This is a genomic window from Gemella haemolysans (genome assembly GCF_028308085.1).
Lineage (GTDB): Bacteria > Bacillota > Bacilli > Staphylococcales > Gemellaceae > Gemella > Gemella haemolysans_D.
The window spans coordinates 39944-62332 of record NZ_JAQMFS010000094.1 but is presented as its reverse complement, the minus strand read 5'-3'; the positions used below and the strand labels follow the sequence as shown (position 1 = coordinate 62332).

The window sequence follows — 22389 nt, the reverse complement described above, 5'->3', positions numbered from 1 at the left end:
GGTGAAAAAAATCCTGTTTACTGGAGGGGGTTCAGCAGGTCATGTATCTGTTAATGTTGCCTTAATTCCAGAATTCAAAAAAAATGGATATGAAATCTCGTATATCGGTAGCAAAACTGGTATAGAAAATGAGATGATTGGTAAAATTCCAGAGGTAAAGTATTATAAAATAAGTTCAGGAAAGTTACGAAGATATTTTTCATGGGAGAATTTTATTGATCCATTTAAAGTACTAAAAGGAATAGTAGATTCTTTATTAGTTTTAAAAAAAGAGAAACCAAATTTTGTATTTTCAAAAGGTGGATTTGTGAGTGTTCCAGTTTGTATTGCAGCTAGATTACTTAAAATCCCAGTCGTATTACATGAGTCGGATCTTACTCCAGGACTTGCAAACAAAATAAACATAAAGTTCTGTAATCATATATTTACAACATTCGAAGATACACAAAAGTTCTTACCCAAAGGGAAGGCTAGCCTAATAGGTGCTATTGTAAGAGATGATATTTATACTGGTGATGCTAATCTAGCTTATGAACTAACTGGATTTACATCAGAAAAACCTGTGATGCTTGTTATGGGTGGATCATTAGGATCGAAAGTTCTAAATGATTATATTTGGAATAATATTGATGACCTTACTAAAAAGTATCAGATAGTTCACCTTGTAGGTAAAGGATTATTAAATGATAGTGTTGAAAAAGAAGGTTATAAGCAATATGAATTTTTAGCTAAAGAACTATTTGATGTACTGAAAATTACAGATTTTGCAGTTTCGAGAGCTGGAGCTAATGCCTTGTATGAATTTTTAGCTTTAGATTTACCTCCAATCTTAGTGCCACTTGGAACTAATCAGAGTAGAGGAGATCAAATAGAAAATGCGAAATTCTTTGAAAAAAATGGTTTCGCAAAAGTTGTTGCTGAAGAAGATTTTACCAATTTACCTGTTGATCAAATCTTTGATTTTTATGATAAACTTGATGATTATAAAAATTCAATGAAAGAGTATAAAAAGGAAAAACGTGTTATTAATGACGTAAGTGAATTTTATAATAAAATAATTGAAAAAATAGGAGGTGAAAAATAGTATGAACAGATTAAAAATTACTTTTTACTTGAAACTTCTGATTTTGATTCTTTTAGCATTTGTAGCAATTAAATTCCCGAATAACGATATAGATAGAATTATCGCTGATTTAATTGAAGTTAAATCATTGGCAACATTAGCGAAAATAATCTCATTAGTTTTTAATGATAAACTATTATTATTAATAATGGTTCTTTTATCAGTATTTCTAGTATGGATAAAAGAACTGAAAAAAGCTGTGTTTATTTTCTTTAGTGCTGGATTAGGTGGATTCTTCTTATCTGCATTAAAATATAGCATCCAAAGGGTTAGACCTCTTCCTGAGATCCATGATGGTTTTAGTTTCCCAAGTGGACATTCTACTTTTGTAGCATTATTTTTCTTAGCATTACTCTTTGTAATAAATAAAAAAGAAATTTTAAAAGTAATTGCTACTTTTGCAATAATTGCAATACCAATTTCAAGAATGGTTTTAGGTGCACACTTTTTAAGTGATGTTATTGCAGGATTATTACTTGGAAGTTTAGTAGTAGACTTTATGAAAGTTTATTATGTAAATATTTATGAATTAATAATGAGGGTTTTAGGAAAAACAAATGAATAGATTAAAAAATAAAGAGGGTATAGTTGCAATCATTATTGCAATAATTCATTTTGCTCTATGGTATTATTTCGCATATGTCAGATTTGATGTAAACAATGTGAAATCTTATAAGTATATTTTAGGATTACCAGAATGGTTTTTTTACAGTTCGATAGTAGTAAGTATTTTAATAATACTAGTAGTTATTATTTGTACAAATCTTTTACTTAATGATGAAATAAAAGAGGAGGAAAAATAATGACGAATACATTAGATTACAAAATACTAATTTTATTTGCAATAATATTTTTAGCGATAATTTTATTACCGCTAATGATGAACCGTATGAGTAAAGCAGAACAACATGGTGGTTTTTTCGAAAAGTACTATTTAGCAGATAGAAAAGTAAGTGGAATAGTACTTGCGATAACATTAATGTCAACATACGGATCAGCTTCAACGTTTTTAGGTGGTCCAGGAGTAGCGTATAAACTTGGTTATGGTTGGGTTCTTCTAGCTGTAATCCAAGTTGTAACTGGCTATTTTGTACTATTAGTCTTGGCGAAAAAATTTAAAAATGCTGCACAAAAAATTAATGCGATAACTATAAGCGATTATTTAAGAAATAGATATAATTCAAAATTAGTTGCGTTTATTTCTACTTTAGCTATGATAGTATTTCTAATTGCTGCGATGAGTGCCCAATGGGTTGGAGGAGCAAAATTATTAGCAGCATTTATGGGGATTGAATATAAAACCGGTATAGTTCTAATCTCAGTAATTATTATATTTTGTGTAGTATTCGGTGGATTAAAGAATATTTTAATTACCGATATGATTCAAGGTTTAATAATGATATTTTCTACAATAATTCTACTATTTGCAGTAATTAATTATGGTGGAGGAATTGATCAGATTACAGCGAACTTGGTTAATATTAATGAAAAGATATTAACTCCTTTTGGAGCTAATGGAAGTTTAACACCTAGTTATGTTAGTTCGTTTTGGGTATTAGTTGGAGTTGGGGTTATAGGTATCCCGCAGATTGCTATCAATTCAATGTTATATAAGAATAAAAGAAGTTTAAAACAATCTATTATCGTTGGATCAATAGTAATATTTATCGTAATGTTTGGAGTTCATCTAATTGGAGTTATGGCTAGAGGAGTTTTCCCAGACATAAAAGACTATGATTCAGTAATCCCAATAATTACATTAAAAGTACTTCCATGGTATCTTGCTGCGTTAGTACTTGCAGCACCTATGGCAGCTATAATAACAACAGTAAATGCTCAATTCTTATTAATATCATCGGCCTTGATAAAGGATTTATTATTTAATAACAAGTCTATAAAAGAAAAAATTACTGGTAAAAAAGTTCCTATATTTGTTTATGGGGTAAATATTTTAGTAATTTTACTTATAATGTTATTAAGTATGAGACCACCTAGTCTAATAGTTAATGTAAATCTATTTGCATTTGGTGGATTAGAAGCGACATTCTTATGGCCTATATTATTAGGATTATACTGGAAAAAAGCTGAAAAATATGGAGCATTAAGTTCGATAGTAGTAGGTCTACTTAGTTATATACTAATAAAAACAGTTTATGTAATTAAATTTATTGAACCTGTTGTGATATCATTATTAATCTCACTTGTGGTATTTATGATGGTTTCATTAATAGCTGGTAAAAAACAATTGAAAAAATAGTTATATTGTAATAAAATAAAAATGATAGAGTAAGGAGGTAGGACAATGTCAAAAAAAGTTATTGTAAAACATACAGATGCTGAAAAATTTACTGTAAGTAATATGCTTACTGTAGGAAAAGAATATGAAGTAGTAAATGAAACAGAAGAATATGTATTTGTAGTAGATAACAGCGGTAAAGTTGGTGGTTATTACCACGATTATTTCGAAGAAGTAAAATAATATAAGGGGTAATATTATGAAAAATAATACTATAAAGAATACAGTTCTAGTTGTTTTATTTATAATATTAGCACCACTTATTCTTGTAGGGGTAACAACCGTAGGAAATTCACTTGGTGGAAAATCTAAAGATAAGGTAGTTCAAACTACAGAACAACAAACGGCTAAAGTTCCAGAAGAAACTAAAGCTGAAAGTAATAATAATATACCTAAGGCTAGTAATTCTAAAGTAACAGAAGGAACTACTTCTAAAAAAGAGTCAACAAATAATAATAATAATACTGATACTAATACTGAAAAGAGTGAATCTTCAGGTGTAGTAAGTACAACTCCTGTAGCAGGTCAAGATTATGTGATCAAATCAGGTGATTCATTATTTGTTATCGCCTCTAAAGCATATGGAGAAGCGAATGCTCAAAATGGTGTAGAAAAAATAAAAGAAGCTAATAATATTAGTAATAATAATATTGCAGCTGGGCAAAAAATTCAAATACCGAAAATATAAAAAAGAAATCATCTCATTAATTTTTGAGATGATTTCTTTTTGTTAAAATGCTTTGCGTTTTGAAAAAATAGAATATATCACACTAATCACTAATCCAACAAGAACTAGAGCTATTGCTACATAAAATGCATCTGTAAAGTCACCGTTATGCTTTGTTGCAATTCCTGCAGCGTATTTTGGAGCAAAAAATGCAGCAGTAGAGAATCCTATAAATACAATTCCATAGTTTACCCCTTGGTTAATTGGACCAAATGTTTTCATTACTAATGGTGCGAAGACTCCCATAGTTCCTCCAAAACATAAACCAAGGAGAACAAGTCCGACTGTAAGACCAAGAGTAGTTCTTATATTAACTAGAATTAATAAAGATATAGCGATTACTGAGTAGATAGCAATAAGAGTTTTTTCATGACCTATTTTATCCGAAACTATTCCCCAGACGATACGTCCTAAACAGTTTGATAATGCATATATACTAACAAATGTTGCAGCAACAGAAGCAGTTAGTCCAAACATAGTTTGACTAATAACTGATGCATTTGATGCTACCATAAGACCAGAGAATGCACCGATAGCAAACATTGAGATTATGAAGTAAAATGATAAACTCATTAGCATCTGTTTCCAGTTTTTATTAACAGCTTCTTGCTTAATTTCAGCCACAGGTTGAACCCAACCTTCAGGTTGATAATTTGCAGGAGCAACTTTAATAAAGAATAGAGCAACGATAATAATTAATAAGTATGCTGTTCCTAAGTAAATAAATGCACTATGAACCCCAAAATTTGCTATAAGACTATGAGCTATTGGGGCAGCAATAACACTAGCACCACCCATAGCACCAGTTATTAGACCTGCAGCTAATCCTCTTTTATCTGGGAAGAATCTAAGAGCGTTACTTATACATCCAGAATAGGCGAATGCTTGTCCAACACCTGATAATACTCCATAGCTAAAATATAGCATTCCTTTTGTAGTAGCAAATCCAGTAAGAATAAATCCCACAGCAAATAGTATTCCTCCTAGAATTATAGAAATATTTGCTTTTCCTTTATCTGTAATAAAACCTCCAAGAATAGTAGGGATAGGAGCGATAGCAGCATTAATAGTAAATGCTAACATAACATCTGGCATACTCCATCCTTTTGAAACACTTAGAGGTTTTGCAAAAACACTAAAAGAATATAGTGATCCTGCACATAACAAAATTGCCATTGAGGCGAATAAGACAGTCCATCTCGCATTATTTTTCATTTAATCATCCTTTAAAAAATATTTATGTAAACTTAAAAGTGAACATTAAAAATTCGGCTAATCAATAGATTAGTCGAATATTAATGAAATTTAATAATGATATCAATATTTCTAATTATTCTTGAAATCATTATTTAGTGTTTCTAATTTTTTTATTAATATGTCAATTTGTTCATCTGAAAGACTCAGACTTAATCTAATATAGTTTTCACCACCTTGACCAAATACATGTCCAGGCATAGTAACAATTCTATATTTTTTTAGTAATAATTCAAAGAAACTTTGGCTGTCATATCCATTCTTAACTTTTAACCAAATAAAAATTCCACCTTCTGGCTTAAAATATGAATATCCTAATTCATCAAGTTTAGAAGTTATTTTATCTATTCTTTTTGAATAAGTTTCTTTTATATGACTAGTTAAGGTTTTATAATTTTTTAACGCAGTTATAACTGTATCCTGAATTGCTCCATAGATATTAGCGTGAAAAATTGTATTATATTCTTTTAGGCCACGAATAATTTCTTTATTCCCAACAGCAAAACCAATTCTTAGACCTGAAATTGAGAAGTTCTTAGAAAATGAGAAAAATTCAATTCCTACTTCTTTAGCTCCTTCAGTTTGCATAAATGCTGGAGAATATCCTTCTTTATAATAGAAATCAGAATATGCATGATCTTGAAGAACTACTATATTATTTTCTTCTGCCCATTTCACTGTTTCTTCGTAAAACTCTTTCGTAGCTACTGCTCCAATGGGATTAGAAGGATAGTTTAAAAATATAAGTTTAGCATCTCTAAGCACTTCTTCAGAAATATCAGAATAATCTAGTAAATAATTATTTTCTTGTTTCAATTCTATTTCTTCATATTTAGCTTGGGCTAATGCAATTCCTTGAATATAGTCGGGATAACTTGGTACTGGTAATAACACCGTATCATTTGGATTTAGTAGTACTGAAGGAATACTTGATAATCCAGATTTAGTACCAAACACTAAAGCAATTTCACTTTTAGGATCTGCGTCAATATTATAGTTTTCTTTTAACCACTGAGATATTTCATTTAATAATATCACTTTCCCATCAAATGCTCCATATCGCATATTTTCAGGTTTTCTTACAGCTGTTTCTAATTCTTTAAGTAAAAGTTCAGGGGTATCAGAGTCTGGAACTCCGATACCCGCATTTAATAATGGATTACCATTTGAACTTTCCTCAGAGATTAATTTGAAAATAGGGTAGAATACATTTTCAGGAATATTTTTAAGTGTATTTGATAATTCAATTTTCATAATTAATCACGTCCTTGTTAATTATTTTCCAGGTTTGTCAAATCCTTTGAAATCTTTATTGATGATTTCATCAAATTCTTTAGATTGAACGATTTCTACTAAATCTTTAGCAAATTGTTTGTCTTTGTTTGCAGTAGTTACAACAACATTGTTACGGTTATTTTCGTTCATTTTTTCTAAGATTAATGCTTTTGTTAAGTCAAATTTAGCAGCAAGTGCGAAGTTTCCTGGTACTGCAGCAAGTGTAGTACTACTTAATGATCTAGCAAGTTGACCAGCTTCTAATTCTGTAAATTTAAGTTTTTTAGGATTTTCTACTACATCGTTTTTAGTGATTTTTAGTACATCAGTGTTAGGTTTGATTTTGATTAAATCAGCAGCAGCTAATAATGCATAAGCACGAGCAGCGTTTGAAGGATCATTTGGAAGAGTTACTTCAGCACCTTCTGGTAAATCTTTAAGATCTTTAACTTTATCAGAATATAATCCCATTGGTGCAGTTGGAACAGGAACAAGTGCTGTTAAGTCCATTCCATTTTGTTCAGCAAATTTTTTCATGTAAATTTTGTGTTGGAATAAGTTTGCATCTAATTCACCGCTGTTTAAAGCTTTGTTAGGTTGGATGTAATCTGAGAATTCAGTTACTTTAACTGTATATCCTTTTTTCTCAAGAAGAGGTTTAAGTGCTTTGTTTACCATATCAGCATAAGGACCAGATGTTGCACCTATTTTTACTTCTTTTTTCTCTCCACCACCTTTATTGCTTGAGCTTGTAGCTCCACAAGCAGCTAGAGTAATAGCTAAAAACGCTGTAAAAACAACCGTTAATAATTTTTTTAGTTTGTTCATAAATATAAATCTCCTTTAAATTAATTTTTTTTGAATTTTTTTGAAATTGAATTTCCTATATATTGTGTAATTTGGACTAAGATAATTAATAGAATTACTGTAATCCACATTGTGAAATTATCAAAACGATAATAACCATATCTAATCGCAAGGTCTCCAATTCCACCGCCACCAACAACACCAGCCATTGCTGAAAAAGCAATTAGGTTGATTAAAGTTAGTGTAATAGATTGGATAATTCCGAACATAGCTTCAGGTATTAAAACTTCTTTAACTATTAATTTTAGAGAAGCTCCAGAAGCAACTGCTGACTCGATAACACCATAGTCTATTTCATTTAGTGAAGTATCAACTAATCTCGTAAATAGAGGTATAGCTGCAACTGTAAGTGGAACTATTGCTCCAGTAGGTCCAGTTGACTTTCCTAATAAAAATAGAGTAAATGGTATCAAGAATACTAAAAGAATAATAAATGGAATAGAACGAATTGTATTAACTAGAAAATCTACCGTTTTATAAATAATAACATTTTTGAACAGAAGTCTATTACTAGTTAAGAATAAAACTACTCCTAAAAATAATCCGACAATTACTGTAATTATTATTGAAACACTTATCATGTATAATGAATCGGCAAATGATTTAATTAATTCTGGTTGAAGATTTTTCCATTGTTCTATTAGACTTAGATTATTTTCCATATACATTCACCTCCACATCATTAACTTGATCAATTAAGTAATTTACAAATTTCTCTGTGTTATCAGGTTCACCAACTACTGAAAAAGTTAAGCTTCCTAATTGTTTGTTTTGAATGTATTCAATTCGACCAGCAAGTATGTTAGTAGTAACATTATATTTATTTGCTAATGTCTGAATCAAAGGCTCTTTAGTTGCTTCACCTTTAAAAATAACCCTTATTACAGTTTCATTTTTATAATGTTCAGCTAGATGTTCTTCAAAATCTTCATCATTGTGTAGATTAGCTATAAATTCTTGCATCAATTTTGTTTTTGGATTTGAAAAAATCTCGTAAACAGAATTTAATTCGATAATTTCACCATTTTCCATTACTGCTACATTATCACAAATTTGTTTTATTACTTCCATTTCATGAGTAACAAGAATAATTGTGATTCCTAATTTACGATTAATTTCTTTTAATAAAGACAATATTTGTTTAGTTGTAACAGGGTCTAATGCACTTGTTGCTTCATCACAAAGTAATAATTTTGGATTATTTGCAAGGGCTTTTGCAATACCGACACGTTGTTTTTGACCACCAGAAAGTTGACTTGGATAAACATTCTTTTTATCAGAAAGTCCTACAAGTTCTAACAATTCATCTATTCTTTTAGGAATATCTTTTGGATCAACATCTCCAGCCTTCAAGTTGAATGCAATATTTTCACCTACAGTTTTAGAACTAAGAAGATTAAATTGTTGGAATATCATTCCAATTTTTTGCCTGTATGATCGTAAATCCTTTCTGTTTAGTTTGTTAACAACTTGGTTATCTACAATTACTTCTCCTTCAGAAGGAGTTTCTAATAGGTTAAGACATCGTAGAAGGGTACTTTTTCCAGCACCTGAGTAACCGATAATTCCAAAAATTTCACCAGCTTTTACATGAAGATTAGTAGGTTTTAACGCCTTAATTTCTTTACCTTTTTGATAAAAGGTTTTGCTAACATTATTTAGATTAATCATATATTTCTCCTTTCTTATAATAAAAAGACGTACTCTAGCTTTTGCTAAAGGACGTCTTAACGTGTTACCACCTTTATTTATACAATAATCACTTATTGTACCTCAGTAAGTTACAAACATAACTTTTGCTATAACGGGCAATACCGTAGTAAAAACTATATGCTCAAAGTCCATTTCTCTTACATCTAACTATTCTCTTTCACCAACCGAGAACTCTCTAAAAGTAGATTGTAAGATTCTACTTATCAACGCATAAAATTGTTAATGAATATATTCTAGCATAAATTTTCTGACAATGCAACAAAAAAATTCAAAAGCTTACATAAAGAATGTTAATTTTCGGGATAATAACTATCTCTAACTAAAAAAAATAAAACTGATTTTAACTGTTTTAAAAGATTAATATCATATATTAACTAATAAATGGATGCAATATTTTAAAATTCATATTCTATTAAAAGTTTGTTGCATTAGGTCTTTTATGATATAATGAAGGATGTTACATAGGAGGAATTATGTTTAAATTTTTTAGAAAAACTGAACAAGTACAAAAAACTGAAAAACAACAATTAAAAAAAATTCCGACACACGTTGCTATAATAATGGATGGTAATGGACGTTGGGCTAAAAAAAGAAATATGCCTAGAATTAAAGGACACTATGAAGGAATGCAAACTGTAAAAAAAATCACAAAGTATGCTTCAAAATTAGGTGTTAAATATTTGACGTTATATGCATTTTCTACGGAAAACTGGGCTAGACCGAAGGAAGAAGTTAGTTATTTAATGGATCTTCCAGAGAAGATGTTTAGTAGTTTTATGCCAGAACTTATGGAAAATAACGTAAAAGTTGAAGTTATAGGTGTGGTAGAAAAACTTCCAGAAAATACTAGAAAAGCTGTTAATGATGCAATTGAACAAACAAAAAATAATACAGGATTAAAATTAATTTTTGCCTTGAATTATGGTTCTAAAGACGAAATGTTAAGGGCAATTAAACAAATTGCAAAAGATGTTCAAGATAATAAATATAGTGCAGAAGAAATTTCTGAAGAGCATGTTAGTGCAAATCTATTTACTTCTAATACACCAGATCCTGATTTATTAATAAGAACGTCTGGAGAACAAAGAATTTCAAACTTTTTACTGTGGCAAATTGCTTATAGTGAGTTTTTATTCACAAAAGTAGCTTGGCCTGATTTTAATGAAGATGAATTCTATCACGCTTTATTAGAATATCAAAGTAGAGATAGAAGGTTTGGAGGTTTAAATGAAGACTAGGATAATAACGGCTATAGTAGCATTAATTGTTTTCTTACCTTTATTATTTTTAGGTGGAGATTATTTCAAATTTACGACTTTTGCACTTGGTGTGATGGCTATGTATGAAATTGTTAGAATGACTTTTAAGAAAACTAACATCGTAGTTTTAAGTTTATCATCATTAGCGGGAGCACTATTATTTTTACATAATGAAGTTTCAACATTGGTACAGTATTCTATAATTTATTTAATATTAATTGGTATGTTAGGTACTGTTGTTATGACTGGACACAAGATTAAATTAGTTGAAATTGGTTCGATTATATTCGTGACTGCCTATATATTTGTAGGGTTTTATTGTTTATTTATGTTGAGAAATTTAAGTTTAAGCCATGTAGCTTATTTATTACTTACAATTTGGTTCACAGATAGTTTTGCATACTTTGGCGGTATGAAATTCGGGAAAAATAAACTTTCTCCGAATATAAGCCCGAATAAATCAATTGAAGGTTCAGTTATAGGAAGTGTATCATCAATAGCAATAGCATTATTATTCTTTTTTACAACAAATATCTTTTCAAATTTATTAGTTGCAATTGTTGTAACATTAATAGTAAGTGTAATCGGACAATTTGGTGATTTAATTGAATCAGCATATAAGAGAGAATATCAAGTTAAAGATAGTAGTAATTTATTACCAGGTCATGGTGGTATATTTGACAGATTTGATTCTGTAATATTATCAGCTCCATGTTTAATATTATTACTTAGTTTATTTTAGAATATAGAAAGGGGTATTAGATGCAAGGTATTATAGCATTTATATTAATATTTTTTGTAGTAGTAACTATTCATGAATTTGGACATTTTATAGTTGCAAAAAGATCTGGAATATTATGCCAGGAATTCGCAATAGGAATGGGACCCAAAATCTTCCATAAAAAAATAGGAGAAACTAATTTTACTATTAGACTTCTACCTGTTGGTGGATATGTAAAAATGCCTGACAATGTTTTTGATTTTAACAATGATATGTCAGTATATGATCTTAAAAAAGGAATGAAAGTTAGTTTAAAACTAGATGAAAATGATAAAGTAGAAAAAATTGTTTTAGATAAAACTAATGATATGGATTTACTTCCATTAGAATTGAATGAATTTGATTTAACAGAAAAACTTTTTGTTGAAGGATTCGTTGGAGATAAGATAGAACGTTATGAAGTAAGAAAAGATGCATGTGTTGCATTTGGTGGTATGGAAGAACAAATTGCTCCAGTTGAAAGAATGTTTTCTTCACATTCATGGGGGAAAAAATTCTGGACATTATTCGCGGGACCATTGATGAACTTTATTTTAGCTTTAGCTATTTTCTTAGGTATTTCAATCTATAGTGGTGTTCCATCAAATACTACTCGTTTAGGAGAAATAGCGGCCAATTACCCAGCTTACTCATCTGGATTAAAAGAAGGTGATGTAGTTGAGCAAGTAAATGGTAAGAGTGTAAGTACATGGAATGAAATGACTAAAGAAATCGTTGGTTCTAATGGTTCTGAACTTACATTAAAAGTTTCTCGTGATGGTTCGCAACAAGAGATTAAAGTAACTCCAAAAGGAGAGATTTCAGTAAAAAAAGGAAAAGAAGTTAAAACTTATAAACTTGGTATAAATCAAGCTTATGAAAAAGACTTAGTAGGTTCTATTAAGAATGGTTTTGAACAAACTCTTTTCTACGGAACAATGATTTTTATGGGAATTGTTAATTTATTTGCTTCATTATTCAGTGGTGGATTTAGCTTAAATCAACTGGGTGGACCTGTAGCGATTTACGAAATGTCTTCTGCTGCTGCACAAAGTGGATTACTAACAACCTTAAAATGGACAGGAATTTTAAGTGTTAACTTAGGTCTTATGAACCTAATTCCTATTCCAGTTCTTGATGGGGGACGTATCATATTCGTAATTTATGAAGCAATCTTCAAAAAACCAATTAATAAAAAAGCCCAATATTACTTAACTGTGGCATTCGGATTATTAATGGTAGTATTAATGTTAGCTGTAACGTGGAACGATGTTCAAAGATTATTTGGAAAATAGATAGATATGAAGAGGAGTTTAGATTGACTCCTCTTCGTTTTTTATTATATTGATAAAAGAGATTTAGTAATAGGAAATCGCTTTTAATTTTAATAAATTTAATATATAATATCGATAGGTATTAAATACCTATTAAACTATTTGTATATAAAGGGAGTGACTCAAAAATCGTGATTTTGGAGAAAACAAGATTTTGTCGAGTCACCCCCGCAAAGTTTATTTGATAGCTAAAAAGTTTTTATAGAGCTAATTTAGATATCAATAAACCACTGCGTCTATGAGTTCTCATATGCACTTTGTTGAAATTTAGGACTTTTGGGTAGCTTCTTTATCAGGTTGTTGATAAATGTAAAATATGCATGAGTCAATAGCCTGTAAGAAAGACGACCAATTAGTCGTCTTTTTTCAATCTATTTATTCTTTTTATTTTTTTTATTTTTTTTATTTTTAATTTTTTCATATGAATTTTGAATAATTATAGTTAGGATTATTATTGAGTATAGTATAACAAAGGTTTTTATATGTTCTTGGTCTATGTTTATCTTTAATGTGTTTTTTATATAAGAAAAGTATAAAATAGGAAAAATTATTAAAAATATTATATCGTAATATTTATTATTCATGATTAAATCACAACATAAGATATTAAGCTCATTATACTTCTACTTATATGATAATATACGTCAATACCTTTACCTTGCCAATATGCATGTTGTATAGCTTGTTCAAATGCACTTGGACTACTGAAAGATTGAATTAATCCTAAAGCTCCTAATCCCCAACCATAAGGGCCTCCAATTAGTCTATCCGTAATGAAACTAATTATTGTACCTAAACCTTTAGATTTACGTAGTGCATTATTATACATTTCTTTTACACCCCAATTATTTATATATGCAACTTTTCTAGCTGGATAATAAGGTCCGTAAGCACGTGGAGCTGCTCTAAATTTATCTTGACTGTTTATATTATTAATTTCAGGTTTTAATATTGATTTAATTATTTTATATTCTTCTTGTGTTATTTTTTTTTCTTTCAGTAATTGTTTAGCTTTAAGTAATTCATTTTCGACATTAATCTTAGATAAGTCTATTGTTATTGTAAATGTATTGTTTTCTTTTATATTTTTATTTTGTATTTTTGTTTTAGCATTAGCAATATTAGAATTATTAGTTAAAGTAGAGATAGGAGTAATTAATATTGCTAAAGACATAATTGAAGTAGCTGTTTTTAATTTTTTGTTTTTCATAAGAATAACCTCCTTTATGAAATAAAACTTAAATATGTATTTGCAACTACATATTAATTTAATAAGTATATACTTACATTTATCCTAAATATACTATGAAAATTTGATGGAAACAATATGAAATTAATGATAATATATTTTCTAAAAAATACGTTAAAAGTATGATATAATAAAGTGGTTAGAGTTTTTTATTCCAATTATTTTAGTTATAATAAAAAAGAGAAACTATTACTTTATTATATCTTAGACTTCTGTTTACATAGGTATGGATGGAAGATAAGATATCCTCTGAAAAAATTTTTAAAGTATTTTCTATGTTTTTGATAAAAATTTGTATTATAATGTTCATATGAGTAAATTCCTTTTTTTGATTTGTCTTAATTTCATTATATAGGATTTACTCTTCTTTTTTTATATTTTGTCTCACATTAATTGTAACACTATAAGTCATTCCTAGTTAATTGTTCTCTATTATTTTATTTCGTTTTAAGCTATAATATAATAGAGATAATTTATAGAAAAAAGGTGATTATATGGTTAAGTTTTTACATACTGCAGATTGGCATATTGGAAGAAAATTACAAGGAAAAGATTTATTAGAAGATCAACAATATGTAATGAATAATTTGATCAGTAAAATTGATGAGACTAAACCTGACTTTTTAATAATTGCAGGTGATTTATATGATAGAAGTGTTCCTAGTAAAGAAGCTACAACACTTTTACAGGAACTCCTAGTAAAAATTAACATAGAATGCAATATACCAATTTTTGCAATTAGTGGTAATCATGATAGTAGAGAGAGATTAGCTATAGGAGAAGCTTGGTTTAGCAAGCATAAATTTTATCTTCACACAAGATTAGATCAAAGTTTTGATAAGATTACTTTTGAAGATACGGATATATATTTATTACCATATTTTGAACCTTTTGAAGCAAGAGAATATTTTGAGGATGCTACACTTACAACTCATAATTCTGCGACAAAAAGAGTAATTGATGAAATTTATAAAAATATAGATATGAGTAAAACTAATATTTTAGTAGCTCATACTTTTGTATCTGGAGGGCTAGAAACTGATTCTGAAAGAGAAATTTCTGTAGGAACTGTTGAAAATGTAGCAGTTGAAATTTTTGAAAAATTTGATTATGTAGCTCTAGGTCATCTTCATAATCCGAATGCTATAAAAGAAGAACGTATAAAATATAGTGGTAGTCCAATGGCTTATTCATTCTCTGAAGCAACACAGACAAAAGGTATGAGGTTAGTAGAATTAACAAAAGAAATTTTTACTGAAGAGTTTATTTCCTTGGAACAAAAACGTAAATTACATAATATTAGTGCAACATATGAAGAGGTATTTACAAAAGTATTTCAACAAAATTTTGATTGTAAAAATGATTATTTCAGTATGGAATTAAGTGGCATGGAAGGTGTAACAGATCCTTTACCACGAATTAAAGAGTATTATCCAAATACTTTGATACTTAAACAAAAAAGAAATGATAATAGTGATAGTGAAATTAAATTTGATAAAGAAATGTTGACTAAAAGTCCACTAGAATTGATAGAAGGATTTTATAATGAACAAACAGGAAGCGAGTTAACGGTAGGGCAAAAACGAGTGCTGGTAAATATTATAGACAAGGTGAATCAAGATGAAACCAATTAGATTAGAATTAAAAGAATTTGGTCCATATAAAGATGAAATAATAGAATGGGATAGAATAATAAATGAACCTATATTTTTAATAACAGGAAAAACAGGTTCGGGAAAATCTACACTTTTTGATGCTATTACTTATGCATTATACAATAAGACAACAGGTGGTAAAGATGTATCTTCTTTAAGGACGAAAACCGCTAGCGATAAAGATAAAACACAGGTGAACTTTGACTTTGAGTTAAGTGGAAAGAGATACAGAATTGAAAGAACTTTAGCTTATCTGAAGACTGGTAATAAAAATTTAACTTCCGGAAAAGTTGCTTTAATGAAATATAATGATGAAGAATTAGAAGTTATTGCAACAAAAGAGCAAGAAGTTAAAGAAAAAGTAGAAGAGTTAATAGGTTTAGATGATAAACAATTTTGTCAAATTATCATATTACCTCAAGGTAAGTTTAAAGAATTCCTATTATCAAAATCAAGTGAGAAGAAAGAAACTTTAAGGTCGTTATTTAATACTTATTTTTATCAAAAATTTGTAGATCAATTACAAGAACAAGCAAAAAAATTAGATAGTAATAACAAACAAAAAGAAAAAGAATTAATTACAAGATTTGAACAGTTTGATATAGATGGAGAATTAACAAAGTTTGAGTTTTTAAAAGATGAGAATTTTAAAGAGATTAATGAAATAATTTTATCTCAAGAAAACGAGATAGAAACAGAAAAAAAAGAATTAGCTAAATTAGAAAAAAATCTTATAAAATCAAAAGAGAATTTTATAGAATTAAGCAAACTGAACGATAAATTTTTAAATCTTGAAGATAATAAGGTGAAAATTGATGAATTAAATAATAAAGACGATTACTTCAGTAAACTAAAAGCGGAGGTAGAAAAATTAACGGAGTTGCAAAAAAGTAAAGATAAAATAACAGAATATGTAAGTTTATTAGATAAACAACTTCAATTAACAAAACAGGGAAAATCTCTGCTAGATGAAAAAGAGCGATATAAGAAAGATTTAGCTGCGAATACTGAGCTAGAAACTAAACTTACTTCAATGAAAGACAAAATTGAATCAATTAGAAAAGAAACAACAGATTTAAAATTCTTTTATAACAATATTGATGAATTGATAGTGGCTAAAAGTGATATAAATATATTTACTAAGAAACTTGAAGAACTAAATCTAAAAAAAGAATCAATAAAAGAAATAGAAGGTAGTTTAAAAATTGAAAAAGAAAACTATTTTGAATCGAATGAAGAAAAGAATATTCTTGATGGTAGTATAGGAAAGTTAAAATTAGAAATTTTGAAGAAAGAACAAGAAGTAGAAAAACTAAAAGAATTTGAAAAAAAATCATTCGAATTAAATGATAAAAAGCTTAATTATGAAGCTTCAAAAAAACATTTAGAAGAGTTGCAGGTAACTAAAGAAGAAATTGAAAGAGATGTGTTATTACTAAAAAGTAATAAAGAACAAGAAGTATTGAATATCTTTTTAGTGAAGTTGCATGAGGGTGACGACTGCCCACTTTGTAAACAGAAGATCGAGCATCTTCCTGAGATAACTACACTTGTAGAAGTAGATGATAATATAGAAAAATCACTACAAGATATTACTGAAAAAGTAATAAAATTAGAAACTCTTTTACAAAAAGATGAACAAGATATTCAAAAGCTAACGACAACAGTAAAGGATTTAGGAGATTTTATTAATTTAAAAGCCTTAGAACAATTAACTGAATTAGAAGCTGAATTAAAACATGAAACTATCAATTTAACAGAAGTGGTTGACGGGTTAAAAAAATCGGAAGTTAAAATAAAAAACTTTGAAAAAGAGATAGAAAATCTGTCAATTTTATTAAAAGATGAGGATCAGTTAAAACAAAAACAATTGGAAGCCAAAAATAAAATTGATCAATTTGAAAATAATGTAAATATTGAGTTAGAAGACTTTAAAGATTATTATGAAAATAAAATAGTTCAAATTAATGAATTTGATAATAATTATAATAAATTCCAGGAAAATAATAACGAGTTGCAAATCAGGAAAACAAAAATAGAAACTGAGCAGAAGAATAATTCAGATAATTTATTAGAAGTTACAAAAGGGATTGAATTTATAATATCGAATTTTATGAATTCTAAACTTAGTAAATACTATAGTTCTTTAGAACAGGCTAAAGAAAATATTACAGAATTAGAAAAATTAGAACAATATCAAACTCAAATTGATGAATTTGAAGATACTAAGAAGATATTACTAAGTTCTTTAAAACAACTTGAAGAAGAATTAATGAACGTAGTAAAACCTGATTTAGAAGAAGAACACGAGAAATTGCAAAATATAGAAGATGAGGTTTCTAATTTTATAGAAAAAATGGCAATTCTTACAACGAGATTATCTAATAATAAAAAATTATACGAAAAAATTCATAGTGAGTATCTTAAATTATTAGAAACGTCTAAAGATGCACGAGAAATAATAGCATTAAGTGATGTTGTTAGTGGAAAAACAGAAAATAGAAAATCATTAGAAACGTATGTTCAAGGATATTATTTAGACTTGATACTTGTTGCTGGAACGAAAAGATTGCTACAAATGACAAATGATCGTTACAGATTTATTAGACGTGAAGAAAAATCTAAAGGTGGAGGATTGCAAGGTCTAGAAATAGAGATACATGACATTTATCTAAATAGTACACGTATTATAAGTTCTTTATCTGGAGGAGAATTATTCTTAGCTTCGTTAGCATTGGCACTAGGTTTAGCTGAAGTAATACAAAATGAGAGTGGTGGAATCTCTCTAGAGACTATTTTTATCGATGAAGGATTTGGTTCATTGGATGCTGAAACTTTAGATATTGCATTAACAACATTAATAGATCTTCAGTCTTATGGAAGAAATATAGGTATAATATCTCATGTTAGTGAACTTAAAGAACGAATTAGACCAAAAATTGAGGTATACACCAAAGATAATTATGCAAAAGTCAAAATGACTGGAATATAAGTTGAAATAATATAAGAAAGGAGAAACGATGAATTTAGAATTATTAGTAGGACCAAGTGGTGTTGGAAAAACTAACTATATATTAGAGGATATAGATTTAAATAGAAAAGACAATAAAATAATAGTATTGACTCCGGAACAGAACAGTTTTAATTTCGAAAAAATCTTATGTGATAAATTCGGAGGAACGTTTAATATTGATGTTATGAATTTCTCAAGTTTAACTAGAAGGTTAGCTAAACAACTAGGAATCGACAATCTTAAGAGATTAGGTGACAATATTAAACCATTTTATTTCTATAGAGCTGCAAAAAACTTAGATAATAGTGAGAATTTTTTAGTGAAAAGAATTCTACAAGATGTGAGTTTTATAGAAGTTGTAGAAGAGATTATAAATGAGTTAAAGGAATATACTGTAAGTATAAATACTTTAGAAGAGTATTTAGAAAAAAATACTCTTCTAGAAAAGAGTCATCGTGAAAAACTAGAGGCAATTTTAGAAATATATGTAGAATACACAAGGTTATTAAAAGAACAAAGTACATTTGATAAAGTAGATTATATAACTGAATTGTTATTATATATAGAATATGTTGACTTAAGTGATTATATATTTTATGTGGATGCTTATTATAACTTTACAGCTCAAGAGTATAATTATATAGAGAAATTAGCTAAGAAATCTAAAAAATTAATAATAAGTGTAATTAGTGATGCAAATAGATATTTTAACTTCGACCTTTTGCAGTTGATTCAAGGATATGAATTAGAAAAAATGAAATATAATAGTTTTTATCTTTCAGATTTATTTAGTAAAGAAAAATATAAACTAGATATATTCAGAAAGTCTCATGAAATTATTGCTAGTATGAATGAAATCGTGAAAAACAACAAAGATGTTAATTTTTCATTAGTAGCCTTTATCAAAAATAAAGATGTTAGTGTATTAAAATTTGATATAAAGGATAGTATAGTAGAGAATTATAGTATACTAGAAGATAAAAATGGACGATTCACGGGGATTTCTAATAGTATTCTTGCTGAGAAATATTATAAAAATTTTACTGCACAATATGAGACTGATGATAGCATTGAAATTATTTGTGCTAAGAATAAAGAATTAGAAGTTAAACAAGTAGCGCGTGAAATAGTGAAATTAAAAGAAGAAAAAAGTGTTGATCATAATGATATAGCAATTCTTTATCGTGATAATACATATGAAAACTATATAAATATATTTAAAGATTATAATCTAGAGGTCCATTTAGATAAAAATATAGAGACAAGTAATCATCGTTTAGTTAAATTTATTCAGGAAGTACTAAATTTCAATGATGGAAACTTTAAAACTAGATTATTAAACTTACTAAAAACTAGGTTAACAAACTTTGAGAATATTTATCGTCAAAAAGTTATTTCTTATATACTATTAGATGATACAAGCGTTAATGAAAAACAATTGGAAAAGTTAATAACAGAATTAGACGTGGATACGATCAAAGAAAGAATTTCTAAGAGTAACCTAATTATATCATCAACTAATAAGTTTAGTTATAATGATTTGTTAGAAAAAGTTAGAGTAATTTCTGTAGATGATGTTGAAAATATACTAAATGAGAAATTGGTAAATTCTTCTAATGATATTTTAAAAGATTATTTTGTTGAAAAAACAATTAAATATTCAACAGAGCAACTACGAATTTGTAAAGAGGTACTATTAGAACTCACTGTTAAGGTTTCTGAAGTATCTATGAAAGATAGTCTACAAGTTAAACGTTATGTGAAAAAACTAGTTGATGTATTTGATTATTGTAAAATCAGAATGTATCTAGATAAAGAAGATGGGGAATATGATGATATAGAAGAGTTGAAAGTCGACAGTATCGATAGACAGGTTTATAAAAAAATCTTGGAATATATAAATGATATAAATGAGAATTTTGGTAATGATAAGTTTGAATATCAAAAGTTTGTAACACTATTTAATGCTGGATTAACTACTATTAAGTACCGTTCTATACCTGAGATAAATAATTCTATAATTATGTCTACAATGGATTTAGCTAAGGTGGAAAATAAAAAAGTTGTTTTTGTTATTGGATTTAACAAAGATGTATTACCAGTATCGAAGAGTACAGGATTAATAGACGATAAAGATAAGGAAGAACTAATTTTAAGGGATATCTTCTTATCTCCAACTAAAGAAGCGGCTCTTATTGATGAAGAATTTGTAGCATATGTGGCTTTAACTCGTGCTAAAGAGAAAACATTTATATGTTATAGTTTATTGGATAAAAGTTTTAAAGAAAACTTTGCTTCTCCATATTTGAGTACAGTAAAATCATTGTTTCCACAATTAGAAGAAAAACAAACTTCAAAAATATTAGAATTTTCTATTTCAGATTATAGTTATTATTTAGAAAATTTCTCAGAAATTGTTTCGGAGAAAGAATTTAATTACTTGTTTTCAAAAGTCTATCGAAGATTTATGGAAGTAAAAGATAGTAAGACTAAAGAAGTAGAAGTGTTAGTAGAGTTAATGATTAAATTTTTAGAAAATTATCAAATGTCTCTTCCTTCAGAAAATTTTGAAAGCTATGAAGTACTTGATGAGTTAAATGACAGAATATTCTTTTCTAAGGATAATAGTATTAAAAATTATTTAGCTAAAATAATTAGAGATTACAAGTTTGAACTTAATTCAAAAACAGTTAATGAATTTTTAGAAGAAAAAAAAGAGACTTTCTCTAAGTTTAGTATTTCTAAAATTTCTGATTTTGAGAGAAATCCATATCAGTTCTTTATTAAGCGAGTTCTTGGAATAGCAGAAGAAAGAGATATAGATATTGATAATCTTGTTTCAGGAAGATTCTTCCATGCAGTGATGGCAGATGAAAGAATTGTTAATTTTATTGCTGAATGTGGAAGTAAGATTGATATAGACATTCAAGAAGATGAAGATATTGCAAGGAGATTTAAAATAAAAGAAATTGTAAGAGAAGTTGTTTATAATAGTGACAATAAAGATATATTAGAAACTCTAAAATTAATAGAATTATTAAATACTTATAAATATCTATTAATTAATATGCTTCAAAGGTTAGAAATAGCTATAGCAATCGAAATAAAATATTTTGCTTTAACAAAATTTATGCCGACATTCTTAGAAAAATCATTTGTTTTAGAGATAGAAGACAATATTATTACGTGTGAAAATATTGAAACTGGTGAGATTAATAAGAAAGAGTTACTTCAACAATATAATATTCCACCTATTAGATTTGTCGGTGTAATAGATAGGGTTGATGTTCTGGATAAAAATATTTCTATAATTGACTATAAGAGTAGTCAAACAGATTTTACACTAGATAGTATAGAACTAGGATTTATTTCTCAAATTTTAACATACTCGTTAGCATGTGAATTGATGTTTGATAAAAAATCTGAGGATATTCTTGGAATTTTTTATAGAGAAATTGCCAAGTTAGGAAAGGATTTAAAAACATATAGGTTAAGAGGTTTAGCAAATAGTGATTTAATATTAAAAGAAGACTTTTTAGAAATTGCACCAGAAGTTATGTATGTTAGAACTACGAAGAAAGGCGCTATTCATGGAGCAGATGCACACAAAGCATATACTAGTCCAGAATTAGAAAGATTGGTTAATAAAAATCTTCACAATGTGATGTGTTTATTAGAGAAGATATTTTCATTTGATTACTCACTAAAAAATTATGAAGTAGATAATCAGTATCTTTCTGAAAAACAAACTTTATTTAAATTTGCATCTAATAGCGATACAAGATTAGATTATAAAAATAAGGTTAGTCTTAAACCAAAAGAATTAAAAGAAAAGTTGTTGAAAGAATAGATTTTTAATCGATT

At 28.0% G+C, this 22389-nt stretch carries 18 protein-coding genes and 1 other annotated feature; of the genes, 12 read left to right on the top strand and 6 right to left on the bottom strand.

Annotated features, from left to right (window positions below):
- Window position 1 precedes the first annotated feature (1 nt).
- From PNO30_RS07920 to PNO30_RS07895, 6 genes are read left to right on the top strand one after another with little or no spacing between them, the layout of a single operon-like run.
- Window positions 2-1084, top strand: coding sequence for an undecaprenyldiphospho-muramoylpentapeptide beta-N-acetylglucosaminyltransferase (locus tag PNO30_RS07920; protein ID WP_271987888.1), 1083 nt, complete (start codon window positions 2-4; stop codon window positions 1082-1084).
- Between the two features lies 1 nt (window position 1085).
- Complete coding sequence (locus PNO30_RS07915; RefSeq protein ID WP_271987886.1) at window positions 1086-1688, top strand: phosphatase PAP2 family protein; 603 nt, start codon at window positions 1086-1088, stop codon at window positions 1686-1688.
- Window positions 1681-1926: a DUF997 family protein gene (locus PNO30_RS07910; protein ID WP_271987884.1), complete on the top strand. Its 246-nt coding sequence runs from the start codon at window positions 1681-1683 to the stop codon at window positions 1924-1926. Before PNO30_RS07915 ends, PNO30_RS07910 begins: the two co-directional genes overlap by 8 nt.
- A complete protein-coding gene (panF, locus tag PNO30_RS07905; RefSeq protein WP_271987883.1) occupies window positions 1926-3380 on the top strand; it encodes a sodium/pantothenate symporter in 1455 nt (484 codons plus the stop codon). The genes PNO30_RS07910 and panF overlap by 1 nt, the downstream gene beginning before the upstream one ends.
- A gap of 45 nt (window positions 3381-3425) precedes the next feature.
- Window positions 3426-3602 carry a DUF6501 family protein gene (locus tag PNO30_RS07900; RefSeq protein WP_003146501.1) on the top strand — a complete coding sequence of 59 codons (177 nt, stop codon included), beginning with the start codon at window positions 3426-3428 and terminating at the stop codon, window positions 3600-3602.
- 16 nt (window positions 3603-3618) lie between these two features.
- Window positions 3619-4107, top strand: coding sequence for a LysM peptidoglycan-binding domain-containing protein (locus PNO30_RS07895; RefSeq protein WP_271987881.1), 489 nt, complete (start codon window positions 3619-3621; stop codon window positions 4105-4107).
- A gap of 42 nt (window positions 4108-4149) precedes the next feature.
- Here the strand turns inward: PNO30_RS07895 and PNO30_RS07890 are convergent, their stop codons facing one another.
- The 5 genes from PNO30_RS07890 to PNO30_RS07870 form a co-directional block, all read right to left on the bottom strand.
- On the bottom strand, window positions 4150-5361 hold the full coding sequence (locus PNO30_RS07890) for an OFA family MFS transporter (protein ID WP_271987879.1): 1212 nt from the start codon (window positions 5359-5361) through the stop codon (window positions 4150-4152).
- Between the two features lie 111 nt (window positions 5362-5472).
- On the bottom strand, window positions 5473-6654 hold the full coding sequence (locus tag PNO30_RS07885) for an aminotransferase class I/II-fold pyridoxal phosphate-dependent enzyme (RefSeq protein WP_271987877.1): 1182 nt from the start codon (window positions 6652-6654) through the stop codon (window positions 5473-5475).
- A 21-nt stretch (window positions 6655-6675) separates the two neighbouring features.
- Complete coding sequence (locus tag PNO30_RS07880; RefSeq protein ID WP_271987875.1) at window positions 6676-7503, bottom strand: MetQ/NlpA family ABC transporter substrate-binding protein; 828 nt, start codon at window positions 7501-7503, stop codon at window positions 6676-6678.
- 20 nt (window positions 7504-7523) lie between these two features.
- Entirely contained in the window at window positions 7524-8204 is a 681-nt protein-coding gene (locus tag PNO30_RS07875; protein ID WP_271987873.1) for a methionine ABC transporter permease, read from the bottom strand.
- Entirely contained in the window at window positions 8194-9213 is a 1020-nt protein-coding gene (locus PNO30_RS07870; RefSeq protein ID WP_271987871.1) for a methionine ABC transporter ATP-binding protein, read from the bottom strand. The genes PNO30_RS07875 and PNO30_RS07870 overlap by 11 nt, the downstream gene beginning before the upstream one ends.
- A 44-nt stretch (window positions 9214-9257) precedes the next feature.
- Window positions 9258-9471, bottom strand: a binding site (T-box leader).
- A 257-nt stretch (window positions 9472-9728) separates the two neighbouring features.
- On the opposite strand from PNO30_RS07870, the gene PNO30_RS07865 reads away from it, so the two are divergent.
- From PNO30_RS07865 to rseP, 3 genes are read left to right on the top strand one after another with little or no spacing between them, the layout of a single operon-like run.
- Window positions 9729-10493, top strand: a complete 765-nt coding sequence (locus PNO30_RS07865; protein ID WP_271987869.1) for an isoprenyl transferase — start codon at window positions 9729-9731, stop codon at window positions 10491-10493.
- Window positions 10483-11256 carry a phosphatidate cytidylyltransferase gene (locus PNO30_RS07860; protein ID WP_048803440.1) on the top strand — a complete coding sequence of 258 codons (774 nt, stop codon included), beginning with the start codon at window positions 10483-10485 and terminating at the stop codon, window positions 11254-11256. The genes PNO30_RS07865 and PNO30_RS07860 overlap by 11 nt, the downstream gene beginning before the upstream one ends.
- Before the next feature lie 20 nt (window positions 11257-11276).
- The gene (rseP, locus tag PNO30_RS07855) at window positions 11277-12569 is read left to right on the top strand and encodes an RIP metalloprotease RseP (protein ID WP_271987865.1); all 1293 of its coding nucleotides are present in this window, start codon (window positions 11277-11279) and stop codon (window positions 12567-12569) included.
- Window positions 12570-13194: 625 nt separating this feature from the next.
- On the opposite strand, the gene PNO30_RS07850 is transcribed toward rseP, so the two are convergent.
- A complete protein-coding gene (locus tag PNO30_RS07850; RefSeq protein WP_271965032.1) occupies window positions 13195-13818 on the bottom strand; it encodes a hypothetical protein in 624 nt (207 codons plus the stop codon).
- A gap of 533 nt (window positions 13819-14351) precedes the next feature.
- On the opposite strand from PNO30_RS07850, the gene PNO30_RS07845 reads away from it, so the two are divergent.
- The 3 genes from PNO30_RS07845 to PNO30_RS07835 are packed head-to-tail and all read left to right on the top strand — an operon-like array spanning window position 14352 to window position 22375.
- On the top strand, window positions 14352-15491 hold the full coding sequence (locus PNO30_RS07845) for an exonuclease SbcCD subunit D (RefSeq protein WP_271965033.1): 1140 nt from the start codon (window positions 14352-14354) through the stop codon (window positions 15489-15491).
- Window positions 15478-18504, top strand: coding sequence for an SbcC/MukB-like Walker B domain-containing protein (locus PNO30_RS07840; RefSeq protein ID WP_271987863.1), 3027 nt, complete (start codon window positions 15478-15480; stop codon window positions 18502-18504). Before PNO30_RS07845 ends, PNO30_RS07840 begins: the two co-directional genes overlap by 14 nt.
- A gap of 28 nt (window positions 18505-18532) precedes the next feature.
- Complete coding sequence (locus tag PNO30_RS07835) at window positions 18533-22375, top strand: PD-(D/E)XK nuclease family protein (RefSeq protein WP_271987861.1); 3843 nt, start codon at window positions 18533-18535, stop codon at window positions 22373-22375.
- The last annotated feature ends 14 nt before the right edge of the window (window positions 22376-22389 follow it).